At 59.5% G+C, this 19,521-nt stretch carries 17 protein-coding genes; 10 read left to right on the top strand and 7 right to left on the bottom strand.

The genetic code is table 11. From position 1 onward, the window contains the following. Nucleotides 1–9 precede the first annotated feature (9 nt). The 5 genes from BUE38_RS04835 to BUE38_RS04815 form a co-directional block, all read right to left on the bottom strand. The gene (locus BUE38_RS04835; protein WP_073433916.1) at nucleotides 10–1,266 is read right to left on the bottom strand and encodes a phosphopentomutase; all 1,257 of its coding nucleotides are present in this window, start codon (nucleotides 1,264–1,266) and stop codon (nucleotides 10–12) included. Beyond that, nucleotides 1,263–2,627, bottom strand: a complete 1,365-nt coding sequence (deoA, locus tag BUE38_RS04830; RefSeq protein WP_073433915.1) for a thymidine phosphorylase — start codon at nucleotides 2,625–2,627, stop codon at nucleotides 1,263–1,265. The genes BUE38_RS04835 and deoA overlap by 4 nt, the downstream gene beginning before the upstream one ends. Further along, on the bottom strand, nucleotides 2,627–3,403 hold the full coding sequence (gene deoC, locus BUE38_RS04825; protein ID WP_143166200.1) for a deoxyribose-phosphate aldolase: 777 nt from the start codon (nucleotides 3,401–3,403) through the stop codon (nucleotides 2,627–2,629). The genes deoA and deoC overlap by 1 nt, the downstream gene beginning before the upstream one ends. A 230-nt stretch (nucleotides 3,404–3,633) precedes the next feature. Further along, complete coding sequence (locus tag BUE38_RS04820) at nucleotides 3,634–4,899, bottom strand: NupC/NupG family nucleoside CNT transporter (protein WP_073433913.1); 1,266 nt, start codon at nucleotides 4,897–4,899, stop codon at nucleotides 3,634–3,636. A gap of 13 nt (nucleotides 4,900–4,912) precedes the next feature. After that, nucleotides 4,913–5,785 carry an outer membrane protein OmpK gene (locus BUE38_RS04815; protein WP_234986772.1) on the bottom strand — a complete coding sequence of 291 codons (873 nt, stop codon included), beginning with the start codon at nucleotides 5,783–5,785 and terminating at the stop codon, nucleotides 4,913–4,915. Between the two features lie 316 nt (nucleotides 5,786–6,101). On the opposite strand from BUE38_RS04815, the gene BUE38_RS04810 reads away from it, so the two are divergent. The 7 genes from BUE38_RS04810 to BUE38_RS04780 all read left to right on the top strand — a co-directional run bounded on the left by BUE38_RS04810 (nucleotide 6,102) and on the right by BUE38_RS04780 (nucleotide 13,134). Continuing rightward, nucleotides 6,102–6,872 carry a DeoR/GlpR family DNA-binding transcription regulator gene (locus BUE38_RS04810; RefSeq protein ID WP_073433912.1) on the top strand — a complete coding sequence of 257 codons (771 nt, stop codon included), beginning with the start codon at nucleotides 6,102–6,104 and terminating at the stop codon, nucleotides 6,870–6,872. 519 nt (nucleotides 6,873–7,391) lie between these two features. Beyond that, complete coding sequence (gene cyoA, locus BUE38_RS04805; RefSeq protein ID WP_073433911.1) at nucleotides 7,392–8,378, top strand: ubiquinol oxidase subunit II; 987 nt, start codon at nucleotides 7,392–7,394, stop codon at nucleotides 8,376–8,378. A gap of 4 nt (nucleotides 8,379–8,382) precedes the next feature. Next, complete coding sequence (gene cyoB / locus BUE38_RS04800) at nucleotides 8,383–10,365, top strand: cytochrome o ubiquinol oxidase subunit I (protein WP_073433910.1); 1,983 nt, start codon at nucleotides 8,383–8,385, stop codon at nucleotides 10,363–10,365. A gap of 2 nt (nucleotides 10,366–10,367) precedes the next feature. Further along, nucleotides 10,368–10,991: a cytochrome o ubiquinol oxidase subunit III gene (gene cyoC, locus BUE38_RS04795; RefSeq protein ID WP_073433909.1), complete on the top strand. Its 624-nt coding sequence runs from the start codon at nucleotides 10,368–10,370 to the stop codon at nucleotides 10,989–10,991. Nucleotide 10,992: 1 nt separating this feature from the next. Next, nucleotides 10,993–11,319 carry a cytochrome o ubiquinol oxidase subunit IV gene (cyoD, locus tag BUE38_RS04790; RefSeq protein WP_073433908.1) on the top strand — a complete coding sequence of 109 codons (327 nt, stop codon included), beginning with the start codon at nucleotides 10,993–10,995 and terminating at the stop codon, nucleotides 11,317–11,319. Nucleotides 11,320–11,330: 11 nt separating this feature from the next. Continuing rightward, complete coding sequence (cyoE, locus tag BUE38_RS04785) at nucleotides 11,331–12,221, top strand: heme o synthase (protein ID WP_234986771.1); 891 nt, start codon at nucleotides 11,331–11,333, stop codon at nucleotides 12,219–12,221. 307 nt (nucleotides 12,222–12,528) lie between these two features. Continuing rightward, a complete protein-coding gene (locus BUE38_RS04780; RefSeq protein ID WP_073433906.1) occupies nucleotides 12,529–13,134 on the top strand; it encodes a Yip1 family protein in 606 nt (201 codons plus the stop codon). A gap of 115 nt (nucleotides 13,135–13,249) precedes the next feature. On the opposite strand, the gene BUE38_RS04775 is transcribed toward BUE38_RS04780, so the two are convergent. Both BUE38_RS04775 and BUE38_RS04770 read right to left on the bottom strand, forming a co-directional pair. Continuing rightward, entirely contained in the window at nucleotides 13,250–14,380 is a 1,131-nt protein-coding gene (locus BUE38_RS04775; RefSeq protein ID WP_073433905.1) for an aminotransferase class V-fold PLP-dependent enzyme, read from the bottom strand. Between the two features lie 129 nt (nucleotides 14,381–14,509). Next, nucleotides 14,510–15,337 (bottom strand): IclR family transcriptional regulator, encoded by an 828-nt coding sequence (locus BUE38_RS04770; RefSeq protein WP_073433904.1) that lies wholly within the window; start codon nucleotides 15,335–15,337, stop codon nucleotides 14,510–14,512. 380 nt (nucleotides 15,338–15,717) lie between these two features. Here BUE38_RS04770 and xsc point away from each other — a divergent pair, with 380 nt between their 5' ends. The 3 genes from xsc (at nucleotide 15,718) to BUE38_RS04755 (ending at nucleotide 19,521) form a co-directional block, all read left to right on the top strand. After that, nucleotides 15,718–17,538 carry a sulfoacetaldehyde acetyltransferase gene (gene xsc / locus BUE38_RS04765; RefSeq protein WP_073433903.1) on the top strand — a complete coding sequence of 607 codons (1,821 nt, stop codon included), beginning with the start codon at nucleotides 15,718–15,720 and terminating at the stop codon, nucleotides 17,536–17,538. 201 nt (nucleotides 17,539–17,739) lie between these two features. Further along, a complete protein-coding gene (gene pta, locus BUE38_RS04760; RefSeq protein WP_073433902.1) occupies nucleotides 17,740–18,756 on the top strand; it encodes a phosphate acetyltransferase in 1,017 nt (338 codons plus the stop codon). A 9-nt stretch (nucleotides 18,757–18,765) separates the two neighbouring features. Further along, the gene (locus BUE38_RS04755) at nucleotides 18,766–19,521 is read left to right on the top strand and encodes a TSUP family transporter (RefSeq protein ID WP_200802136.1); all 756 of its coding nucleotides are present in this window, start codon (nucleotides 18,766–18,768) and stop codon (nucleotides 19,519–19,521) included.

Here is a 19,521-nt window from a genome sequence, read left to right as displayed (position 1 = left end):
CGTCTCCTGTCAGGGGCTGGGTGGCATGAAGCTCACGCCATCATCCATGGGATCGAGGTGGAAGTAACTGGCCAGTGACTGACCGATATCGGCAAAACTGCTGCGCTCGCCAAGGGCCTGTGCGCCGAGTCCGGCACCGTGCGCGAGTACGGGAATATATTCGCGAGTATGGTCGGTGCCATGCCAGGTAGGATCGCAGCCGTGATCTGCAGTGATCACCAGCAGGTCATCGGGGCGCAGACGCTGCAGTAATTCCGGCAGACGCGCATCGAAGGCTTCGAGCGCAGCGGCATAGCCCGGCATATCACGGCGGTGGCCGTAGGTCATGTCGAAATCGACGAAGTTGGTCATGATCAACTGATGCGTGCCGTCTTCGTCCATGGCCGCGAGGGTGGCATCCATCAGCGCATCGTGCCCGGAAGCCTTGATCAACCGGGAAATCCCGCAGTGAGCGTAGATATCGGCGATCTTGCCGATGGCCACGACCTCTCCATCCGCCTCGGTCAGCTTTTGCAGCACGGTGGCAGAGGGCGGCTCGACGCTGTAGTCGCGACGGTTTCCGGTGCGCTGGAAGTCGCTGGCGTCATTGCCGACGAAGGGGCGGGCGATGACTCGGCCGATGTTGTATGGTTCGAGCAACTCACGAGCCGTCTCGCACAGCGTCAGCAGACGTTCGAGGCCGAAGGTCTGCTCATGGGCGGCGATCTGGAAGACGCTGTCCGCCGAGGTGTAGACGATCGGCTTGCCGGTACGGCAGTGTTCCTCACCGAGTCGTGCAATGATCTCGGTGCCGGAGGCGTGGCAGTTGCCGATGACGCCGGGCAGTTCGGCGTCACGGATCAGAGCGTCGAGCAGCTCAGTGGGAAAGCTGTTGTTCCGGGACTCGAAATAGCCCCAATCGAAGCGCACCGGAACACCGGCGATCTCCCAGTGGCCGGACGGCGTGTCCTTGCCGGAGGACACTTCGCGGGCATGTCCCCATGCGCTGTCGGTGTCGCCGAGTTCGATTCCGGCGGCGGTGCTGCCGGTCGCTGCCCGATGGGCATGGAACAGTCCCAGGCGCGCCAGGTTGGGCAGTTGTAGCGGCCCCTGGCGGCCACGCTCGTCCGCCTCACCATTGGCACAGGCCGCTGCGATATGTCCCAGGGTGTCGGAGCCGGCATCGCCGAAGCGGTCGGCATCCGGCGCGGCGCCGATGCCGAAGGAGTCCATGACCAGCACGATGGCGCGTGTTGCTGGTCGTGTTGTTGGATTAGCGGCAGTCATTGGTGTCCTCCTGCCATGCCGGGCTCAGATGAACCAGAGGCGTCACGAGCGCCGAGAATATCGTGAACCAGCGGCGGAGCCTCGGCGGATTCCGCAATGCTGAAGCAAGTGCTCAGTTGGTCTGCGATACGTGCGGCATCATCGTCGCTGGCGGCATGTATGCGTGCCAGGGGTGTCTGCTGATCGACACGACTGCCGATGGCGGCGATCTGATCCAGGCCGACGCGATGATCAATGCGATCGGCGGCGCGACGGCGACCGCCGCCCAGGGACACCACGCTCATGCCGAGTGCCTTGACATCCTGGCTGGCCACCACACCGGCTTCAGCCGCATAGAGCTCACGGATCACCGGTGCCTCGGCCAGATAGCGGTCGCGATGCTCAAGCAGATCAGCGGGACCGCCGAGGCCGGCCACCATGGCGGCAAAACGCTCTGCTACCTGTCCTGAAGTCAGCACCTGGTCGAGCTTGCGTGCGGCGGTCTCGGCGTTGTCGGTCAGCTTGCCCGCTACCAGCGCCTCGATGGCAAGGGTACGAGTCAGTTCCAGCAGACGGCCGCCGCGTCGCTGCCCGGTCATGATGTCCAGGCATTCACGCACTTCCACCGCATTGCCGGCACTACTGGCCAGACTCTGGTTCATGTCGGTCAGCAGGGCAGTGGTTGGTGTGCCGGAGCGGGTGGCCACTTCAGCGATCGTAGTGGCCAGCTCACGGGTCTCGGCATCACTGGCCAGGAAGGCGCCATTGCCGATCTTGACGTCCATGACCAGCGCATCGAGATTCTCGGCCAGCTTCTTGCCGAGAATCGAGGCGACGATCAGCGGCAGGGAAGCGACCGTGGCGGTTACGTCACGCACGGCATAGAGCCGTTTGTCGGCGGGGGCGAGGTTACCGCTCTGGCCGACAATGGCTACTCCGGGCTCTCGCAGCAGGCGCTCGAAGGTTGAGTGGTCGGGTGTGACGTTGTAGCCGGGGATCGCTTCGAGCTTGTCCAGCGTGCCGCCGGTATGGCCCAGACCGCGGCCGGAAATCATGGGAATGTGGGCGCCGCAGGCCGCCAGCCAGGGGCCGAGAATCAGCGACACCGGGTCGCCGACGCCGCCGGTCGAGTGCTTGTCGAGAACCGGCCCCGGCAGGTCGAGTCCTCGATAGTCGAGAACATGCCCGGAATCCCGGGTCGCTTCGGTCAGGGCGACGGTCTCATCGAGACTCATGCCGCGCAGATAGACGGCCATGGCGAAGGCACCGATCTGCTCGTCACCGACCTTGTCGTCGGCGATGGCACCGATGAACTCGCGGATCTCGGCGGCGTTGAGTGGATGGCCGTCACGCTTGGCGGCGAGGATATCCTGAATCAGCATCAGTAGCCCTCCGTGTTGCCCCCTGCGTCGACACCGACACCCAGCGTCATCAGCAGGTTGTCCAGCAATCCAGAGGCGCCGAAACGGAAGGTCTCGGGGGAGACCCAGCCGGGGCCCATGATGTCGTTGGCCAGTTGCAGGTAGATCGCGGCATCTTCTGCAGAACGTACGCCACCGGCAGCCTTGAAGCCGACCGGCTGCTTGCTGTCGCGGATAACCTCGAGCATGACGCGCGCGGCTTCCGGTGTGGCATTGACGGCCACCTTGCCGGTAGATGTCTTGATGAAATCGGCGCCGCCGGCGATAGCCAGCTCCGAGGCGCGACGGATCAGCTGTGGATCCTTGAGCTCGCCGCTTTCGATGATCACCTTGAGCAGGCGGCCACCACTGGCGGCTTTCGACATTTCGACCAGCTCGAGCCCGGTGCTCTCATCACCGGCCATCAAGGCACGCCAGGGGAAGACCACATCGACTTCATCGGCGCCTGCGGCGACTGCGTCGCGGGTCTCGCGTGCCGCCGTCATGACATCCTCATTGCCTGCCGGGAAGTTGGTAACAGTCGCAACCCGAACCTTCTTGTCGAGCTGGTGAGCGGTCAAGGCGCGACGAGCGGTTACGATGAACTGGGGATAGATGCACACGGCGGCAGGTGAACCGGCCGGTGTTCCAGCGCGCTGGCACAGGCTCTCGATGACAGCATCATTGTCATCGGCGTTGAGGCTGGTGAGATCCATCAGGGGCAGTGCCTGGCGGGCGATGCGGGTCAGGTCAGTCATTATCGGGGCTCCAGCTTGAGTCATGGTCGGGACTCTCAAACGTAAGTCGTGTTCGGGACTCTCAAATGTACGTCGTCTTCGGGACTCTATAATTGATAGGTCATGTTCAGGACTCGAAGTTCAACGAGCCGGGATCGAGACTCGGGAGGTGAATGGTCCAGAGCTGAACGTCACGGGATTCAGACAGTCGGGCCGCCCGGGGCGGCCCGATGGAAAGGGCTGGATGGTGATCAAGCCCCCAGGGCGATGAAGAAGCCGGCGATGCAGGCGGACATCAGGTTGGAGAGGGTGCCGGCCAGTACCGCGCGGATGCCGAAACGGGCAATGTCATGACGACGGCTCGGTGCAATGCCGCCGAGCCCGCCGAGCAGGATGGCGATGGATGAAAGGTTGGCAAAGCCACAGAGTGCGAAGGATAGAATGGCCGCTGTATGGGCACTCATGACCTCGCCGGTAGCCTCGACGACCTGGCTGCCATCGATATATGGCGCCAGATTGATGAAGGCGACGAACTCGTTGACGACCAGCTTCTGGCCAATGAAGGAACCGGCGATGTTGGCTTCTGCCCACGGAACTCCGAGCAGGAAGGCCAGGGGCGAGAATACCCAACCAAGGATCATCTCCAGGCTCAGGTTCTCGACGCCGAACCAGCCGCCGATGCCACCGAGGATGCCATTGAGCATGGCGATCAAGGCAATGAAGGCCAGCAGCATGGCACCGACGTTGGCGGCTAGCTGCAGGCCTGAGGATGCGCCGGAGCAGGCCGCATCGATCACGTTGACGGGTTTGTCATCCTCGTCGGTGTTGTCCTCGGTACGCTCGGCACTGTCGGGGTCTTCGCTGGTCTCGGGCATGATCAGCTTGGCGAACAACAGTCCGCCAGGAGCGGCCATGAAGGAGGCGGCAACCAGGTATTCCATGGGAATACCCAGCGAGGCATAGCCGGCCAGCACCGAGCCGGCCACCGACGCCAGGCCACCACACATGACGGCGAACAGCTGAGAGTCGGTCATGCGCGCGATATAGGGTCGCACCACCAGCGGGGCTTCCGTCTGGCCGACAAAGATGTTGGCGGTTGCGGACAGTGATTCTGTGCGCGAGGTACCCAGCACCTTCTGCAGAGCGCCGCCCAGCAGGCGCACGACCCACTGCATGATGCCCAGGTAGTAGAGCACGGCGGTCAGCGACGAGAAGAAGATAATGATCGGCAGTACCTTGATGGCAAACACGAAGCCAATATTGTCGACGTTGGCCAGGTTGCCGAACAGGAAGTCGATGCCGTCGTTGCCGTAGACCAGCACCTGACTGACGGCATCGGAGACCGTCTTCAGCAGATCCTGGCCGAAGGGCACGTAGAGGACGAAGGCTCCTAGACCTGCCTGAATGAGGAAGGCGCCGACAACAGTGCGCAGACGAATGGATTTGCGGTTATAGGAGAACAGGATGGCAATGGCGACCAGCGTCGCCATGCCTACCAGGCTCATGAGAAGTGTCATGGTCCATTCGCCTCTACAGGAAGTTGAACTTGATGGAGTAGATCATGGCGTTCTGGTACTGATTCGGCGTGCCGAGCTTGTTGTCGGAGTAACGGTACTGCACACCGGTAGTGATCGCCGGATGCGGATGCCACCACAGGGCCACGGCGCCGTTGGTGCCGACACTGTCTGCCTTATCGCCGACATAGTTCTGCTCGAGGTACTCGTCATCACGCTCGAACGTCTGCTCGTGCCAGTTGGTCAGGCTGAATGACTGGTCGAAGGCCTTGAAATCGTAGCCCAGTACCCAGCCCAGCATGCCGCCATTCATGCCAGTGTAGCCGTCACTCTGGACGCGCGCGGCGCCGAGGAAGGGTTTCACCCACAGGCCGTTGTCGAAGGTATGACGATAGCCGAAGCCGAGAATCTGATCCTGTTCGCGGCCATTGAACCCGTAGTCTCGGAAATCGTAGACATGCAGGTACAGCGAGAAGGGACTCTCGCCGAGATACAGGTGAGAAGTCACCTTGGCAGCGGTGCGAAAGTTGTCCTGGCCGTTGCTGTCCTCGTCGAAATGATCGTGTCCCGGGTTCTCGATATCGAAGAAACCATAGAACTCACCCCAGGAGTAGCCGAGGCCACCTTCCAATTCGAGGTAGTAGAAGTCGCTCTTGGCGGCGTTGTCAGCGGTGCGTGATTCGGTACCACTGGACCAGTCCAGATAGTTGATCGAGGCGTTGGCAAAGGACCACTGCGGGCCTTCTGCCTGAGCAGCGGAAGAAAAGGTGGCAATTGCCAGAGTGGCAGCTGCGACAGTCGAGGATGCATAGCGCGACATGATGAGTACTCGTAGTGATGCCTGGTTGTTGTTGGGTGTGGCAATGGTTCCCTCTGGAAACGCGGACACCAGGCGGTGCCTATACTAGCGGTCGGTACCGGGCCGTGGCGTGACCTACCTCATATGCCGATCAGCAATTCTCCCCATTGCCTGGCGGCAGCCAGCACGGAAAACCTCGTGGCGTCTGCATTTCCTCGTGTGAGAGGATGGTAACATATAATGTTATTTTTTTAACATTGTGCTGGGTCGTGTCTTCCATGCCAGTAACGTTGGCTGGCTGCGATTGTTCAGGGCATGCTTAATTAACCTATCACCTTGGGTACGAGAACCTGGTGCCTGGAACTGGAGAGCTCCTGGGCCAGCGAATGAGGAGAGTACTTCGACGATGAATCGACGCAGTGTCGAGCGACAGGAGCGCCTGCTGCAGGCTCTTTCCGGAGGCGGGAGTCTGCGACTGGCCGATGCGGCCATGCTGTGTGGGGTCTCGGAGATGACCCTGCGGCGTGACCTGTCGTCCAGCGAGAGTCCATTGATGTTGATGGGCGGACATCTGGTGCGTCGCGATGATCCGCAATTCCAGCCACTCTATGACCTCCAGCGTCAGCAGGGACGGCGCATCGAGCTCAAGACCGAGCTGTGTCGTAGTGCAGCGAGCTTCATCGAGGATGGCGATACTCTGTTCATCGATTGCGGTACGACGCTGTTACCGATGGTCCCGGAGTTATCGGGATGGCGCGAGCTGACAGTGGTGACTTACGCGCTCAATGTCGCTCAGGCCGTCAGCAAGCTCGATGGTGTGCGACTGATATTGTTGGGTGGTCTGTATCAGGCAGTATCGCAATCCTTCGAGGGCGAAGACATCGCCAGGCAGGTACGCGCACTGGGGATCAACCGTGCGTTCATCACCGCAGCCGGCGTGCATCCCGAGCGAGGCCTGAGTTGCTATCACTTCCATGAGGTGGCGCCCAAGCAGGCTGCGTTGGAAACGGCGGCTCAACGTATTCTGGTGTTCGATGACAGCAAGTGGGAAACACTGCGCCCGGCCTTCTATGGTGATCTGGAAGACGTTGATGTAGTGGTCACCCATGGGCGTGCCTGGAAGGAACTGAAGACTCGCAGTATGGAGTGGCTGCGGCTGGTGCAGGTCCATACCTGACCTGGCCAGAGTGGCTCGGTAGCTCCAACTGTACGCTGCCGGTCACCAGGTACTGGACAGAACGATTGTGACCCGTTGAGACTTTCTTCGTTCCCGGCATGTGAATTTGGCTACACTGCGCATAAGTAAATCACCTTCTCAGGCGAAGCTCCTACCCCTTGTGGATTGGCCGAATACCCCGTCAGGCGGTGGTTTGCGCCGGTTCCTGAAAGCAGATCAAGGGTGGGTGCGACACCCCTGCGGCAAATCGTCGCTTCTCAAGACCCCGGTGCCTGTCGACAATACCGCCAGTCTCATTCCATAGCGCGTGTTTCTGCCATCGACATTCCTGTCGAGGGCAGTGTGCTTGTTGTGGCATGGGATCTTGCCATGGGTGCAATGGCGTTGGCGGGACCATCTCATACGAAGTGCTGAATGACGTAAGATATGTTCCCGGCGCCGGGCCGCCTCCGGCACGACACGAGAGCCGTTGCTCGTGAGCTCTGATATTCCGCCTCCTAGCCCGGACGAGGTTGTTACATGAGAAGAAATCCCTACCTGCGCGCGCTCGGCCTTGTGCTGATGCTGGCGCTACCCCTGGTGCTGGCGGGCTGTAGTTCAGCCCTGCTGGATCCGAAGGGGGAAATCGGTCAGGAGCAGCGCACCCTGATCCTCACCGCCTTCGGTCTGATGCAGATCGTGGTGGTGCCGGTTATTGTGCTGACCCTCGCGTTTGCCTGGCGCTATCGCAAGGGCAACAAGGACGCTACCTATGCCCCGGATTGGCATCACTCGACCAAGATCGAGGCCGTCGTCTGGTTCATTCCCTGCGTCATTATCGTGTTCCTTGCGCTGTTGACCTGGTATACCTCCCATAGCCTTGACCCTCACAAGCCGCTCGAGGCTGAAGAAGGTCAGAACGAACCCATGGTCATCGAGGCCGTTTCGCTCGACTGGAAGTGGCTGTTCATCTATCCCGAGCAGGGCATTGCCACTGTCAATGAGCTGGCATTCCCCGAAGACACTCCGGTGCGTTTCCGCGTGACTTCCGGCTCGGTCATGAACTCCTTCTTCATTCCGCAGCTGGGTAGCCAGATCTATGCCATGGCTGGCATGGATAACGATGTTCACCTGATCGCGGAAGAGCAGGGCGTGTATCGTGGTCGCTCCACCAACTACAGTGGCGCAGGCTTTGCCGACATGTACTTCGATGCCCACGTCGGGTCGCAGGAAGACTTCGACAACTGGGTGGCGCAGGTACGTGAAGCGCCCGATACGCTGACTTTCCCCGAGGAGTACTACGAGCTGGCCAAGCCTACCGAAGGTCATTTCATCAAGTACTTCTCCGACATTTCCTCGTCTCTCTACGAGAACATCATCAAGAGCTTCCACGCCGGTGGCCAGCACTCTGAGCAGATGGCGCAGTATGCAGACGCCTACGCGGAAGGGTTCGGTAATGGCGAAAGCGCCAAGGGTGACGAGCCACAGACCTATGGCGAGTCCATGAGCGCGGAGGCAGCGGAGTAAAATCATGTTCGGAAAACTCAGTCTGGATGACATCCCGATTCACGAACCCATCCTGGTGGTGACCTTCCTGGCCATCGCTCTGGGGGGACTCGTGGTGGTGGGCGCCATCACCTACTTCAAGAAGTGGGGCTATCTGTGGCGTGAGTGGTTGACCTCCATCGACCACAAGAAGCTTGGCATCATGTACTTCATCGTGGCGCTGGTCATGCTGTTGCGCGGCTTTGCCGATGCCTTCATGATGCGTAGCCAGTTGGCCATGGCCTCGGCTGGCTCCGAAGGCTTCCTGCCGCCACATCACTATGATCAGATCTTCACCGCTCACGGTGTGATCATGATCTTCTTTGTTGCCATGCCCATGGTCATCGGTTTGATGAACCTGGTCGTGCCGCTGCAGATCGGCGCGCGTGATGTGGCCTTCCCGTTCCTCAACAACCTGAGTTTCTGGTTGTTCGCGGCCGGTGTGATTCTGGTCAACGTCTCACTGTTCGTAGGTGAGTTCGCCACCACTGGCTGGCTGGCCTATGTGCCACTATCGGGCATAGATTACAGTCCCGGGGTCGGGGTGGATTACTGGATATGGGCGTTGCAGATATCGGGCATCGGTACGACCCTGACCGGTATCAACTTCTTCGTTACCATCATCAAGATGCGCACCAAGGGCATGAAGATGTTCCACATGCCGATCTTCACCTGGACGTCTCTGTGCGCCAACGTGTTGATCATCGCATCCTTCCCGATCCTGACGGCCACCATCGCGTTCCTGACGCTGGATCGCTATCTGGGAACACACTTCTTCACCACCGATATGGGTGGCAACATGATGATGTACGTCAACCTCATCTGGGCCTGGGGCCATCCTGAGGTGTACATCCTTATTCTGCCGGCATTCGGTGTGTTCTCCGAGGTCATTGCGACCTTTGCACGCAAGCGCCTGTTCGGTTACGGCACCATGGTGTGGGCGACAGTGGCGATTACCATCCTGTCATTCATCGTCTGGTTGCACCACTTCTTCACCATGGGCGCCGGTGCCAACGTCAATGCCTTCTTCGGCATCATGACCATGATCATCGCGATCCCCACCGGGGTGAAGGTGTTCAACTGGCTGTTCACCATGTATCGCGGGCGTCTGGAGTTCACCTCTCCGGTACTGTGGACCATCGGCTTCATCATCACCTTTACCCTCGGCGGTATGACCGGTGTGATGCTGTCCGTGCCGGCGGCCAACTTCGTGCTGCACAACAGCCTGTTCGTTATCGCCCACTTCCACAACGTCATCATCGGCGGCGTGGTGTTCGGGATGATGGCGGGCCTGACCTACTGGTTCCCCAAGGCCTTCGGCTTCACGCTGAACGAGAAGTGGGGCAAGCGTTCCTTCTGGTGCTGGCTGGTCGGCTTCTATCTGGCCTTCATGCCGCTGTACGTGCTGAGCTTCTACGGTGCGGTGCGTCGTATGCAGTCCTACGAGGACGGTAGCTGGCAGCCGCTGATGCTCATCGCCTGGTTGGGCGCTGTGACTATCCTGTGCGGTATTGTCTGCACGCTGATTCAGGTGTTTGTCAGTATCCGTGATCGCAAGCAGAACCAGGATCTCACCGGTGATCCGTGGGATGCTCGCACCCTGGAGTGGGCTACTGCGTCTCCGCCCCAGTTCTACAACTTTGCTCACCTGCCCGAGGTCAACAGTGTTGATGCCTTCTGGGAGATGAAGCAGAAGAACGGAGGCACGGCGCCGAAGCCCAAGGCTCCGTACAAGGACATCCATATGCCCAAGAACACCTGGGAAGCGCCGGTCATGGGGGCATTCTCCACCGTGTTGGGCTTCGCTCTGGTGTGGCATATCTGGTGGCTGGCCATTGTCAGTGGTATCGCGATCTTTGCCACTTTCATGGCGCGTATTTTCAACAACGATGTTGATTACTACGTGCCGGCAGCCGAGGTCGAGCGTATTGAGCGCGAAGTCCAGAAACGTGCGGAGATGCAGGCGTAATCATGGCTACCGATACTCTGAAAACTGAAGGTCATGCCCACGGGCATGACCACGATCACGACCATCACGACGCGGCTGGAACCAAGCTCTTCGGTTTCTGGGTCTATCTGATGAGCGATCTGGTGATCTTCGGGTCACTGTTCGCTACCTACGCTGTGCTCCTGAGGGGCACAGCCGATGGCCCCACTCCGGGAGAAATCTTCCAGCTCCCGTTCATTCTGGTCGAGACCTTCCTGCTGCTGTTCTCGAGCTTTACCTACGGCATGGCCGTACTGGCGATGAATGCCGGCTCTGTGGCGAAAGTGCGTCAGTGGTTGTTGATCACCTTCGTACTGGGTGCAGCGTTCGTCGGGATGGAAGTCTATGAGTTCCAGCACCTGATCCATGAAGGCTTCGGTCCTGACAAGAGTGGTTTCCTGTCGGCGTTCTTCACTCTGGTGGGAACCCACGGTCTGCACGTGACCTTCGGCCTGATCTGGATTCTGGTGATGATCATCCAGGTGTCGAAGCAGGGGCTGACCGACGTGACACGTCCGCGCATCCTGTGCCTGAGTCTGTTCTGGCACTTCCTGGATATCGTCTGGATCTGCGTCTTCTCCTTCGTCTACCTGATGGGAGCCCTGTGACATGAGTGGACATTCTCACCAAGAGCACAGCCACGGCAGCGTCAAGTCCTACATCGTGGGTCTGATCCTGTCTATTGTGCTGACCATCATTCCCTTCGGTGTCGTCATGACCGGCAGCTTCGGAACCGGGGCTACGCTGTTGATCATCGTGATCACGGCGGTGGCCCAGGTGCTGGTTCAGCTGGTGATGTTCATGCACATGAACACCAAGGCCGATGAAGGCTGGAACTTCATGTCGTTCGTCTTCACCGTGGCGATTCTGGTTCTGGTCATCGGAGGCTCTCTGTGGATCATGTACCATCTGCATCTCAACATGATGATCGGCTGACGCCGAGAAACATGATGATCAGAGACTACATCACGATCACCAAGCCGGGCATTATCGGCGGTAATGTGATCTCGGTACTGGGCGGCTATTTTCTGGCCGCCCAGGGCCAGTTCGAGGCGCTGGTGTTCTTGTCGGCGCTGATCGGACTGGCCCTGGTGATTGCTTCGGGCTGTGCTTTCAACAATGTCATCGATAAAGACATCGATGCCCTGATGGAGCGCACCCGTAACCGTCCGCTGGTGCAGGGCAGGGTGAGCGAGGCGGCAACGTTGCGCTTTGCCAGTCTGCTGGGCATTGCAGGACTGACGGTGCTGGCTCTGGGCACCAATTGGCTGACGGTCGGTCTTGCCGCTTTCGGGTTCGTGATCTATGTTGGGGCTTATAGCCTCTACATGAAGCGTCGCTCCGAATTCGGTACTCTGGTCGGTAGCCTGTCTGGAGCGGTGCCTCCAGTGGTCGGCTACTGTGCCGCCAGCGGCACCTTCGACGCCGGAGCCCTGACACTGCTGGTGATCTTCTGCCTGTGGCAGATGCCGCATTCCTATGCCATCGCCATCTTCCGCATGGAAGACTATCGTGCCGCCAACATTCCGGTACTGCCGGTTGTGCGCGGTATCGGTACCGCCAAGCATCACATTCTCGGCTATATCCTCGCCTTCATCGGCGCGGCGCTGTCGCTGAGTCTGGCAGGCTATGCGGGACCTGGTTACTTCGTTGTAGCGCTGGTATTGGGTGTCTATTGGCTGTACATCGCGGCCAAGGGCTACCGTACCGACGACAACGTTCGCTGGGCTCGTCAGGTGTTCGGCATCTCGATCCTGACCATCACCGCACTCAGTGTAATGATGTCTCTGGACGCCACGCTGATGCCCAGCACGCCTATGTGGACATCGATGTACTGAGTGATCCCCTGACCGATCTCTCCTGCGGGCCACCTTGTGTGGCCCGCTTCTGTATCAGGGCGTTATTCATGCAGGACATGGCCACGCTCCACGCCCAGGTCCTCACCGAGCCTTGCCTCCGGACAGAGCGAGCTGTGCCCTGCGAGTTGTGCGAGAGGTCCTTCCAGACTGTTGAAGATGTCTCGAAATCTGTGCTTGAACCATGGTGCAACCAGCAAAGCCTGAATTCGGTTCTATACTCCAGTTAGAGGGGGCCTACGACAACAAACCCTCTATCTGATCACTGCGGTAGCAGGAGGAAGTCGCGATGCTGGCACATGTCTGGGGATTGATGGCCCGTCCCAATCGAGAATGGAAGGCAATCAAGGAAGAACGTGAGACGCTAACCCACCTCTATGCCCATCACGTTTTGTTGTTGGCCGCCATTCCGGTGGTCGCTTCCTATATTGGCACAACACAAGTGGGGTGGAGCCTTGGTGGCGGGACGCAGATCAAGCTGGGCTATCTGGATGCATTGGGGGCGGGAATCGTTTTCTACTTGACGATACTCGCGGCGGTCTATGTCGTCGGCAAGGTCATACGCTACATGGCCAAGCGTTATCCCAAACCGCCCAGCCAGAGTCAGTGCATCATCTTCGCGGGCTATATCGCTACTCCCATGTTTCTCAGTGGAATCGTCGCGATATACCCTCTGGTATGGTTATGCCTCCTGGCAGGTGTTATCGGCCTTTGCTATACGGCCTTCCTGCTGTATATCGGCATACCCTCCTTCCTGAATATCAGTGAAAAGGAAGGCTTCATTGTTTCCATCACGACCCTTGGGGTCGGTGTTCTGGTGCTCGAGGCACTGCTGGGAATGACCGTATTGCTGTGGGGCTATGGTGAGAGAATCATCCTGTCGATCCTGTCGTGACATCGAACCGTCCGGCAAGCACAACGCCGCATAATGCAATGGGCGCCATGAAGGCGCCCATTGTCATTTCTTCCCGCGACATTTCTTCCCGCGAATAGGGTTTCGGGAACACGAGTCAGGCATTGAGTACCTGGTCGAGTGCCTTCTGGAAGCTGTCGATACTGCGTGCTGGGTGATGCAGCTTATCGAGCCCGAACAGACCAATGCGGAAGCTCTGGAAGTCATCGCCTTCATCACACATCAGCGGGACACCAGCCGCTACCTGTAGGCCGGCTGCCGCGAATCGCGCGACGATTCCATCATCACGGCTATAGCAGACCACCACGCCCGGCGCCTCGAAGCCCGGGGCGGCGACGCTGGTCAGTCCGCGGTCACTAAGTAGCTGGCGAATGCCCTGACCCAGTGCCCATTGCTCGTCCTTGACCTTGTCGAAGCCATACTCGGCGGTTTCCTGCATGATGTCGCGCAAGCGGCGCAGGCCATCGGTGGGCAGAGTGGCATGATAGGCATGGCCGCCAGCTTCGTAGGTTTCCATGATCGACAGCCATTTGCGCAGGTCGGCAGAGAAACTGCTGCTGGTGGTTTCCTCGATCACTTCTCGGGCCAGCGCCGACATCATCACCATGGCGCAACAGGGCGAACCGCTCCAGCCCTTTTGTGGCGCGCTGACCAATAGATCGACACCAGTGGCCTGCATGTCCACCCAGACAGTGCCGGAAGCGATGCAGTCCAGTACCACCAGCCCGCCATGGGCATGCACGGCATCGGCGACACGCTTGATGTAGTCATCCGGCAGGATCATGCCTGACGACGTCTCGACATGAGGGGCAAAAACGATATCGGGGCGCATGCGCTCGATGAGTTTCTCGACTTCCTCGATCGGTGCCGGAGCAAAGGGCGAGGTCGGGTCACCCTCATTGAGGCGACGTGCCTTGGCAACATTGAGCTCGGCGGGAATCCGGCCCATCTCGAGGATCTGGTGCCAGCGATAGCTGAACCAGCCATTGCGGATGACCAGGGCGCTGCGATTGTGGGCAAACTGTCGCGCGACCGCCTCCATGCCGAACGTACCACTGCCCGGTACGATGGCTACCGCATCGGCGTTGTAGACCTGTTTGAGTGTCGCCGAGATGTCGCGCATGACGCCCTGAAAACTCTGCGACATATGATTCAGGGCGCGGTCGGTATAGACCACGGAGTATTCCAGGAGCCCCTCGGGGTCCACATCATGGAGCAAACCGGGCATGGCGATCCTTCCTTATTGGTTATTGGTGGTCATGGGGAGCGGTCACCTCCCTTTATGCTGACAGGATAAGGTGAATGACAGCCATCGGCCAGCAAAGTGATATGGACGCTGACTCTCTGTGGTTGGCAGCTATCCACCGACCTCAGCATCCTGCTGCGGAGAGGGTTCGGGAAGTGCGCCTTGATTGATGCGTGCGATGGCCGCAGCGGCACGCTCAAGCACCGGTAGGCAGGCCAGAGCACGTTCACGATCCATACGCATCACCGGTGCCTGAATAGCCAGTCCCGTATTCGAGATTCCTGCTGAACTGGGGGCGAGAACAGCAATACACAGCAAACCCGGCAGGAACTCCTCGTTATCGAAGGCAAAACCCTGCTCCTTGACCTGAGCGATCTCGTCTTCCAGTGCCTCGATGTCGGTAATGGTGTTGCGGGTGAATTTTTCCAGAGGCATCTCGGCCAGCAGACGGCGACGCTGGGTGGCGCCCATCTGGGCGAGGAACAATTTGCCACTGGCAGAGCAATGTGCGGGGACACGGGAACCGGGATGCAGGTAGAAGCGCAGTGGAGCCGATGTTTCGACCCGGTCGAGATAGAGCACCTCGGAACCTGAAAGCGCGGTGATATTGCAGCTTTCCCCCACCTCTCGCACCAGGTCTGCGAGCACCGCATGACGAGCACCCTGAACGGTGTCGTTGAGCAGCAGGTTCTCGGCGAGACGGCGCAGGCGAGCGCCCTTGCTGTAGTGGCGGTTGTCGGCTTCACGCTGCAGCATGCCGGAGTTCTCCAACTGCTGCAGCATGCGGTGCAGGGTCGGCTTGGGCAGGCCGGTCTCATCCACCAGAGTTTGCAGTGTGAAGTATTGATCCTTCTCGGCAATGACCTCCAGCAACGCCAGCAGCCGCTGTGCTGGTGTATCTCCCTCGATGCTTCTCGTATCCAGACGCGGTGTGGTCATGGTGTCTCTCCCTTTGACCTGAATTCTATCTATTCCTGAAAAGAAATCAATTTGTACCGTTTTTTGAAATTAGTTCTTTAAATCTTGTTGACGAAGCTCTCCTGCGTCGCTACCTTTTTCATCAAGTTTCGCAAAACGGAACTTATGGTATCGAAAAAAGTAGAAACAGCATCAAAGCACACCAAGCTTTTGAGGTCATACGTCCCAGGGCTGGTGAGGTGATACGTCCTTGGGCTGGATAAGCATTCCAGACCAGGTGAATGGCCAACAGCGCAGGTGGAAGGTTGGTAAGAGGCGCAGAGCGCCAATTACCGGCGCTGCGCAAGGTGCACAAGGCCAGAGCCGTCCAACGCGCCTGTTTACGTTCCGTGGAGGAGCCAATGAGTTACAACGACAACACCGATAATCGTCAGGTCGTCCAGGGCAAGCAGAAGATGACGCCATCCGAAGCGTTCGTCGAAACCCTGGTGGCCAATGGTGTCACTGATATGTTCGGCATCATGGGATCGGCCTTCATGGATGCCATGGATATCTTCGCTCCGGCGGGGATACGCCTGGTCCCTGTGGTGCATGAGCAGGGCGCTGCACACATGGCGGATGGCTATGCCCGAGTCTCTGGCCGCCATGGCGTGGTCATCGGGCAGAACGGTCCGGGGATTTCCAACTGTGTTACCGGGATTGCCGCGGCGTACTGGGCGCATAGTCCAGTGGTGATGATCACTCCGGAAACGGGGACCACCGGCATCGGCCTGGGCGGCTTCCAGGAATGCAATCAATTGCCGATGTTCCAGGAGTTCACCAAGTACCAGGGGCATGTTACCAACCCCGCGCGTATGGCGGAGTTCACCGGTCGCTGCTTTGATCGTGCCATGTCGGAAATCGGCCCGACGCAACTCAACATTCCCCGCGATTATTTCTACGGTGAAATCGAAGCCGAGATTCCCGAGCCAAGGCGCATCGACCGCGGTCCAGGTGGTGCACAGTCGCTGGACGATGCTGCGGCACTGCTGGCCGAAGCCAGGTTCCCGGTGATTGTCTCCGGCGGTGGCGTGGTGATGGCGGATGCGGTGGAGGAATGCAAGGCGTTGGCCGAGCGTCTCGGTGCGCCGGTGGTCAACAGCTACCAGCATAATGACTCATTCCCCGCAAGCCATCCGCAGTGGTGTGGCCCGCTTGGCTACCAGGGCTCGAAGGCGGGCATGAAGCTGATTTCTCAGGCGGACGTGGTGCTGGCTCTGGGCACTCGGCTGGGGCCATTTGGTACCTTGCCCCAGCATGGCATGGACTACTGGCCGAAGGACGCGAAGATCATCCAGGTCGATGCCGACCACAAGATGCTGGGTCTGGTGAAGAAGATCTCCGTCGGCATCTGTGGTGATGCCAGGGCCGCTGCCATCGAGCTCAGCAAGCGTCTGGAAGGCCGTAGTCTGGTCTGTGATGCCAGCAAGGATGAGCGACTGGCGAGAATCAAATCGGAGAAGGATGCCTGGGAGAGCGAACTGGACGAATGGACCCATGAGCGCGATCCCTTCAGCCTCGACTCCATCGAGGAAGCCAGGGATGAGAAGCCGTTTTCCGGTGGCGAGTATCTGCACCCACGTCAGGTGCTGAGAGAATTGGAAAAGGCCATGCCGGACGATGTCATGGTGTCCACTGATATCGGCAACATCAACTCCGTCGCCCACAGTTATCTGCGCTTCGAGAAGCCGCGCAGCTTCTTTGCACCGATGAGTTTCGGCAATTGTGGCTATGCGCTGCCGACCATCATCGGCGCCAAGGCAGCGGCGCCGCATCGCCCGGCCATTGCCTATGCAGGGGATGGAGCCTGGGGCATGAGCATGATGGAAACCATGACGGCGGTACGCCACAACATCCCGGTCACGGCGGTGGTGTTCCATAACCGCCAGTGGGGGGCGGAGAAGAAGAATCAGGTCGACTTCTACAACCGCCGCTTCGTTGCCGGTGAACTCGACAACCAGAGCTTCGCCGAGATCGGGCGGGCCATGGGAGCAGAAGGGATCACTGTGGACCGTCTGGAAGATGTGGGCCCGGCACTGAAGAAGGCAGTGGATATGCAGATGAACGAGGGCAAGACCACGATCATCGAAGTCATGTGTACTCGCGAACTGGGTGACCCCTTCCGCCGTGACGCACTGCGCAAGCCGGTACGGATGCTGGAGAAGTATCAGGACTATGTGTAGGTCGACAGCGAGGGTATAGGTCGACAGAGCAGAAACCATGCCGGCGCGTAACGGACTTTCCCTGTCCAGTACCACGCATGCTCTCTCGTCCGGCATGTCCCATTGCCCCGACCTCTTGGTCGGGGTTTTTTCTGGACCACCAGGTTCCACACGCCAGTGGTTGCGGCACCTGGCTGGTCCCGATAAGGAGTCTGTACGGCGATGAAGGCACTCAACCTTATACGTGAGCGGGCACGTCAGGCACCCAAACGCATTGTGCTTTGTGAAGGTGATGACGAGCGGGTTCTGAAGGCGGCAACGTTGGCGGTGAAGCGAGGTTATGCTGAGATCCTGATGGTAGGAGATATCCCGGCCATTCAGCGAACCGCCGAGGATGCCGGCGTTGATCTGACTTCCATGACACTGATTGATCCACGTTCCTCGCCTTGTACCCAGAGACTCGTGGAGAGACTGGTGGCATTACGTGCCCACAAGGGGATGAGCGAGAGCGAAGCGGCCCGGGCCGTGCTGGATCCACTGGTGTTCGCCAACCTGATGGTAAGTGAAGGACTTGCCGATGGCAGCGTGGCCGGTGCGACCCATACCACCGCTGATGTGGTGCGTTGTGCACTGCAGTTGATCGGCAAGGCGCCAGGCGTCAGCCTGGTGTCGAGTTTTTTCCTGATGATGTTGTGCAAGCCGTTCCATGAGTTCTCGGGAGGGATGATCTTCTCCGATTGTGGGCTGGTTGTTGAGCCGAGTGACATGGAATTGGCCGACATTGCCCTCGCGGCTGCCGGGAGTGCCGAGGTGCTGCTGGATGAACCTGCGCGGGTGGCCATGTTGTCGTTCTCGACCGGAGGTAGCGCCTGCCATGCAGCGGTCGACAAGGTGGTGCGTGCGGCACGCCGGGTCAAGGCCGAGCGTCCCGAGCTGGCGATTGATGAGGACGTGCAACTGGATGCGGCGATCGTAGCCGAGGTGTCCGCGCGCAAGGTTCCCGAGTCGCGCGTCAAGGGCCGTGCCAACGTGCTGATCTTTCCCGACCTCGAGGCCGGCAATATCGGCTACAAGCTGGCCGAACGTCTCGGTGGTGCCGAGGCCATAGGTCCTCTGCTACAGGGACTGGCCCGGCCAGCCAATGACCTCTCCCGGGGCTGCAGTATCGAGGATATCGTCAACGTCATTACGGTCACCACGGTGCAGGCGCAGCATCAGTCTGCTGATAACCACGATTGAAGGGCAGCCATGATGGAACTGTCGGCGTTGCTGGGCGTGTTGGCCATCATGGCTGTGGCAGGGTACCTGCACACGGTTTCCGGCTTTGGGCTGGGCATGATCGTCATGGGGGCCGCAGGTGGTCTGGGCGTCGCCTCGGTGCCTGTGCTGGCGGCTGTTGTCAGCCTGGTGACGCTGGTCAACAGTGCGGTGGCGTTGCCGGGGGGATGGCGCGGTCTGGGGCGTAGCCGAGTCGTGGCGTTGGGAGTGGGCATCTTGCCTTCCATTGCCCTCGGGGTATGGCTGCTGGAGTGGCTGAATACCGAGTGGAAGTCGGTCATGACGCTGCTGCTGGGCATTCTGGTGTTCTACGGTGGCTTGAGCATTGCGCTGAAGCCACGCCCTCGACAGCAGGTGTCACCGACCTGGACCTTTGCCTTCAGTGGTGTTCTGACAGGACTTTGCGGTGGGCTGTTCGGCGTCCCCGGGCCACCTGTCATCTACCATTGCTATCGTCAGCCCCTGTCCCTGGAAACCATCCGTCTGCTGTTGATCCTGTGCTTTGCCATGACCTCCGGCGTGCGCACCTTCTTCGTCGCCCTTCAGGGAGGTCTCACCACCGAGGTATGGAGCCTGGCACTATGGGCGATGCCAGCGGTGGGGTTGGCCACCTGGCTGGGACGTCGCTATCCACCACCCTGTAGCGCGGCGACGATGCGGGCTGTGGCCATGCTGACGTTGATGGGGTTGGGGATCAGTATTGTCATCGGGGTGGTGGCGGGCTGA

It is taken from the genome of Halomonas cupida (assembly GCF_900142755.1).
GTDB classification, from domain to species: domain Bacteria; phylum Pseudomonadota; class Gammaproteobacteria; order Pseudomonadales; family Halomonadaceae; genus Halomonas; species Halomonas cupida.
Note: the sequence above shows the minus strand (reverse complement) of the source record. Positions and strands in the feature narration are given on the sequence as shown.

Bases quoted from the DNA above. Each gene is read 5' to 3' on its own strand.
- BUE38_RS04810 (WP_073433912.1), top strand. From the start codon at position 6,102: ATGAATCGACGCAGTGTCGAGCGACAGGAGCGCCTGCTGCAGGCTCTT.
- cyoE (WP_234986771.1), top strand. From the start codon at position 11,331: ATGATGATCAGAGACTACATCACGATCACCAAGCCGGGCATTATCGGC.
- xsc (WP_073433903.1), top strand. From the start codon at position 15,718: ATGAGTTACAACGACAACACCGATAATCGTCAGGTCGTCCAGGGCAAG.
- BUE38_RS04770 (WP_073433904.1), bottom strand. From the start codon at position 15,337: ATGACCACACCGCGTCTGGATACGAGAAGCATCGAGGGAGATACACCA.
- cyoA (WP_073433911.1), top strand. From the start codon at position 7,392: ATGAGAAGAAATCCCTACCTGCGCGCGCTCGGCCTTGTGCTGATGCTG.
- BUE38_RS04835 (WP_073433916.1), bottom strand. From the start codon at position 1,266: ATGACTGCCGCTAATCCAACAACACGACCAGCAACACGCGCCATCGTG.
- deoA (WP_073433915.1), bottom strand. From the start codon at position 2,627: ATGCTGATTCAGGATATCCTCGCCGCCAAGCGTGACGGCCATCCACTC.
- cyoB (WP_073433910.1), top strand. From the start codon at position 8,383: ATGTTCGGAAAACTCAGTCTGGATGACATCCCGATTCACGAACCCATC.
- BUE38_RS04755 (WP_200802136.1), top strand. From the start codon at position 18,766: ATGATGGAACTGTCGGCGTTGCTGGGCGTGTTGGCCATCATGGCTGTG.
- BUE38_RS04820 (WP_073433913.1), bottom strand. From the start codon at position 4,899: ATGACACTTCTCATGAGCCTGGTAGGCATGGCGACGCTGGTCGCCATT.
- deoC (WP_143166200.1), bottom strand. From the start codon at position 3,403: ATGACTGACCTGACCCGCATCGCCCGCCAGGCACTGCCCCTGATGGAT.
- cyoC (WP_073433909.1), top strand. From the start codon at position 10,368: ATGGCTACCGATACTCTGAAAACTGAAGGTCATGCCCACGGGCATGAC.
- cyoD (WP_073433908.1), top strand. From the start codon at position 10,993: ATGAGTGGACATTCTCACCAAGAGCACAGCCACGGCAGCGTCAAGTCC.
- pta (WP_073433902.1), top strand. From the start codon at position 17,740: ATGAAGGCACTCAACCTTATACGTGAGCGGGCACGTCAGGCACCCAAA.
- BUE38_RS04775 (WP_073433905.1), bottom strand. From the start codon at position 14,380: ATGCCCGGTTTGCTCCATGATGTGGACCCCGAGGGGCTCCTGGAATAC.
- BUE38_RS04780 (WP_073433906.1), top strand. From the start codon at position 12,529: ATGCTGGCACATGTCTGGGGATTGATGGCCCGTCCCAATCGAGAATGG.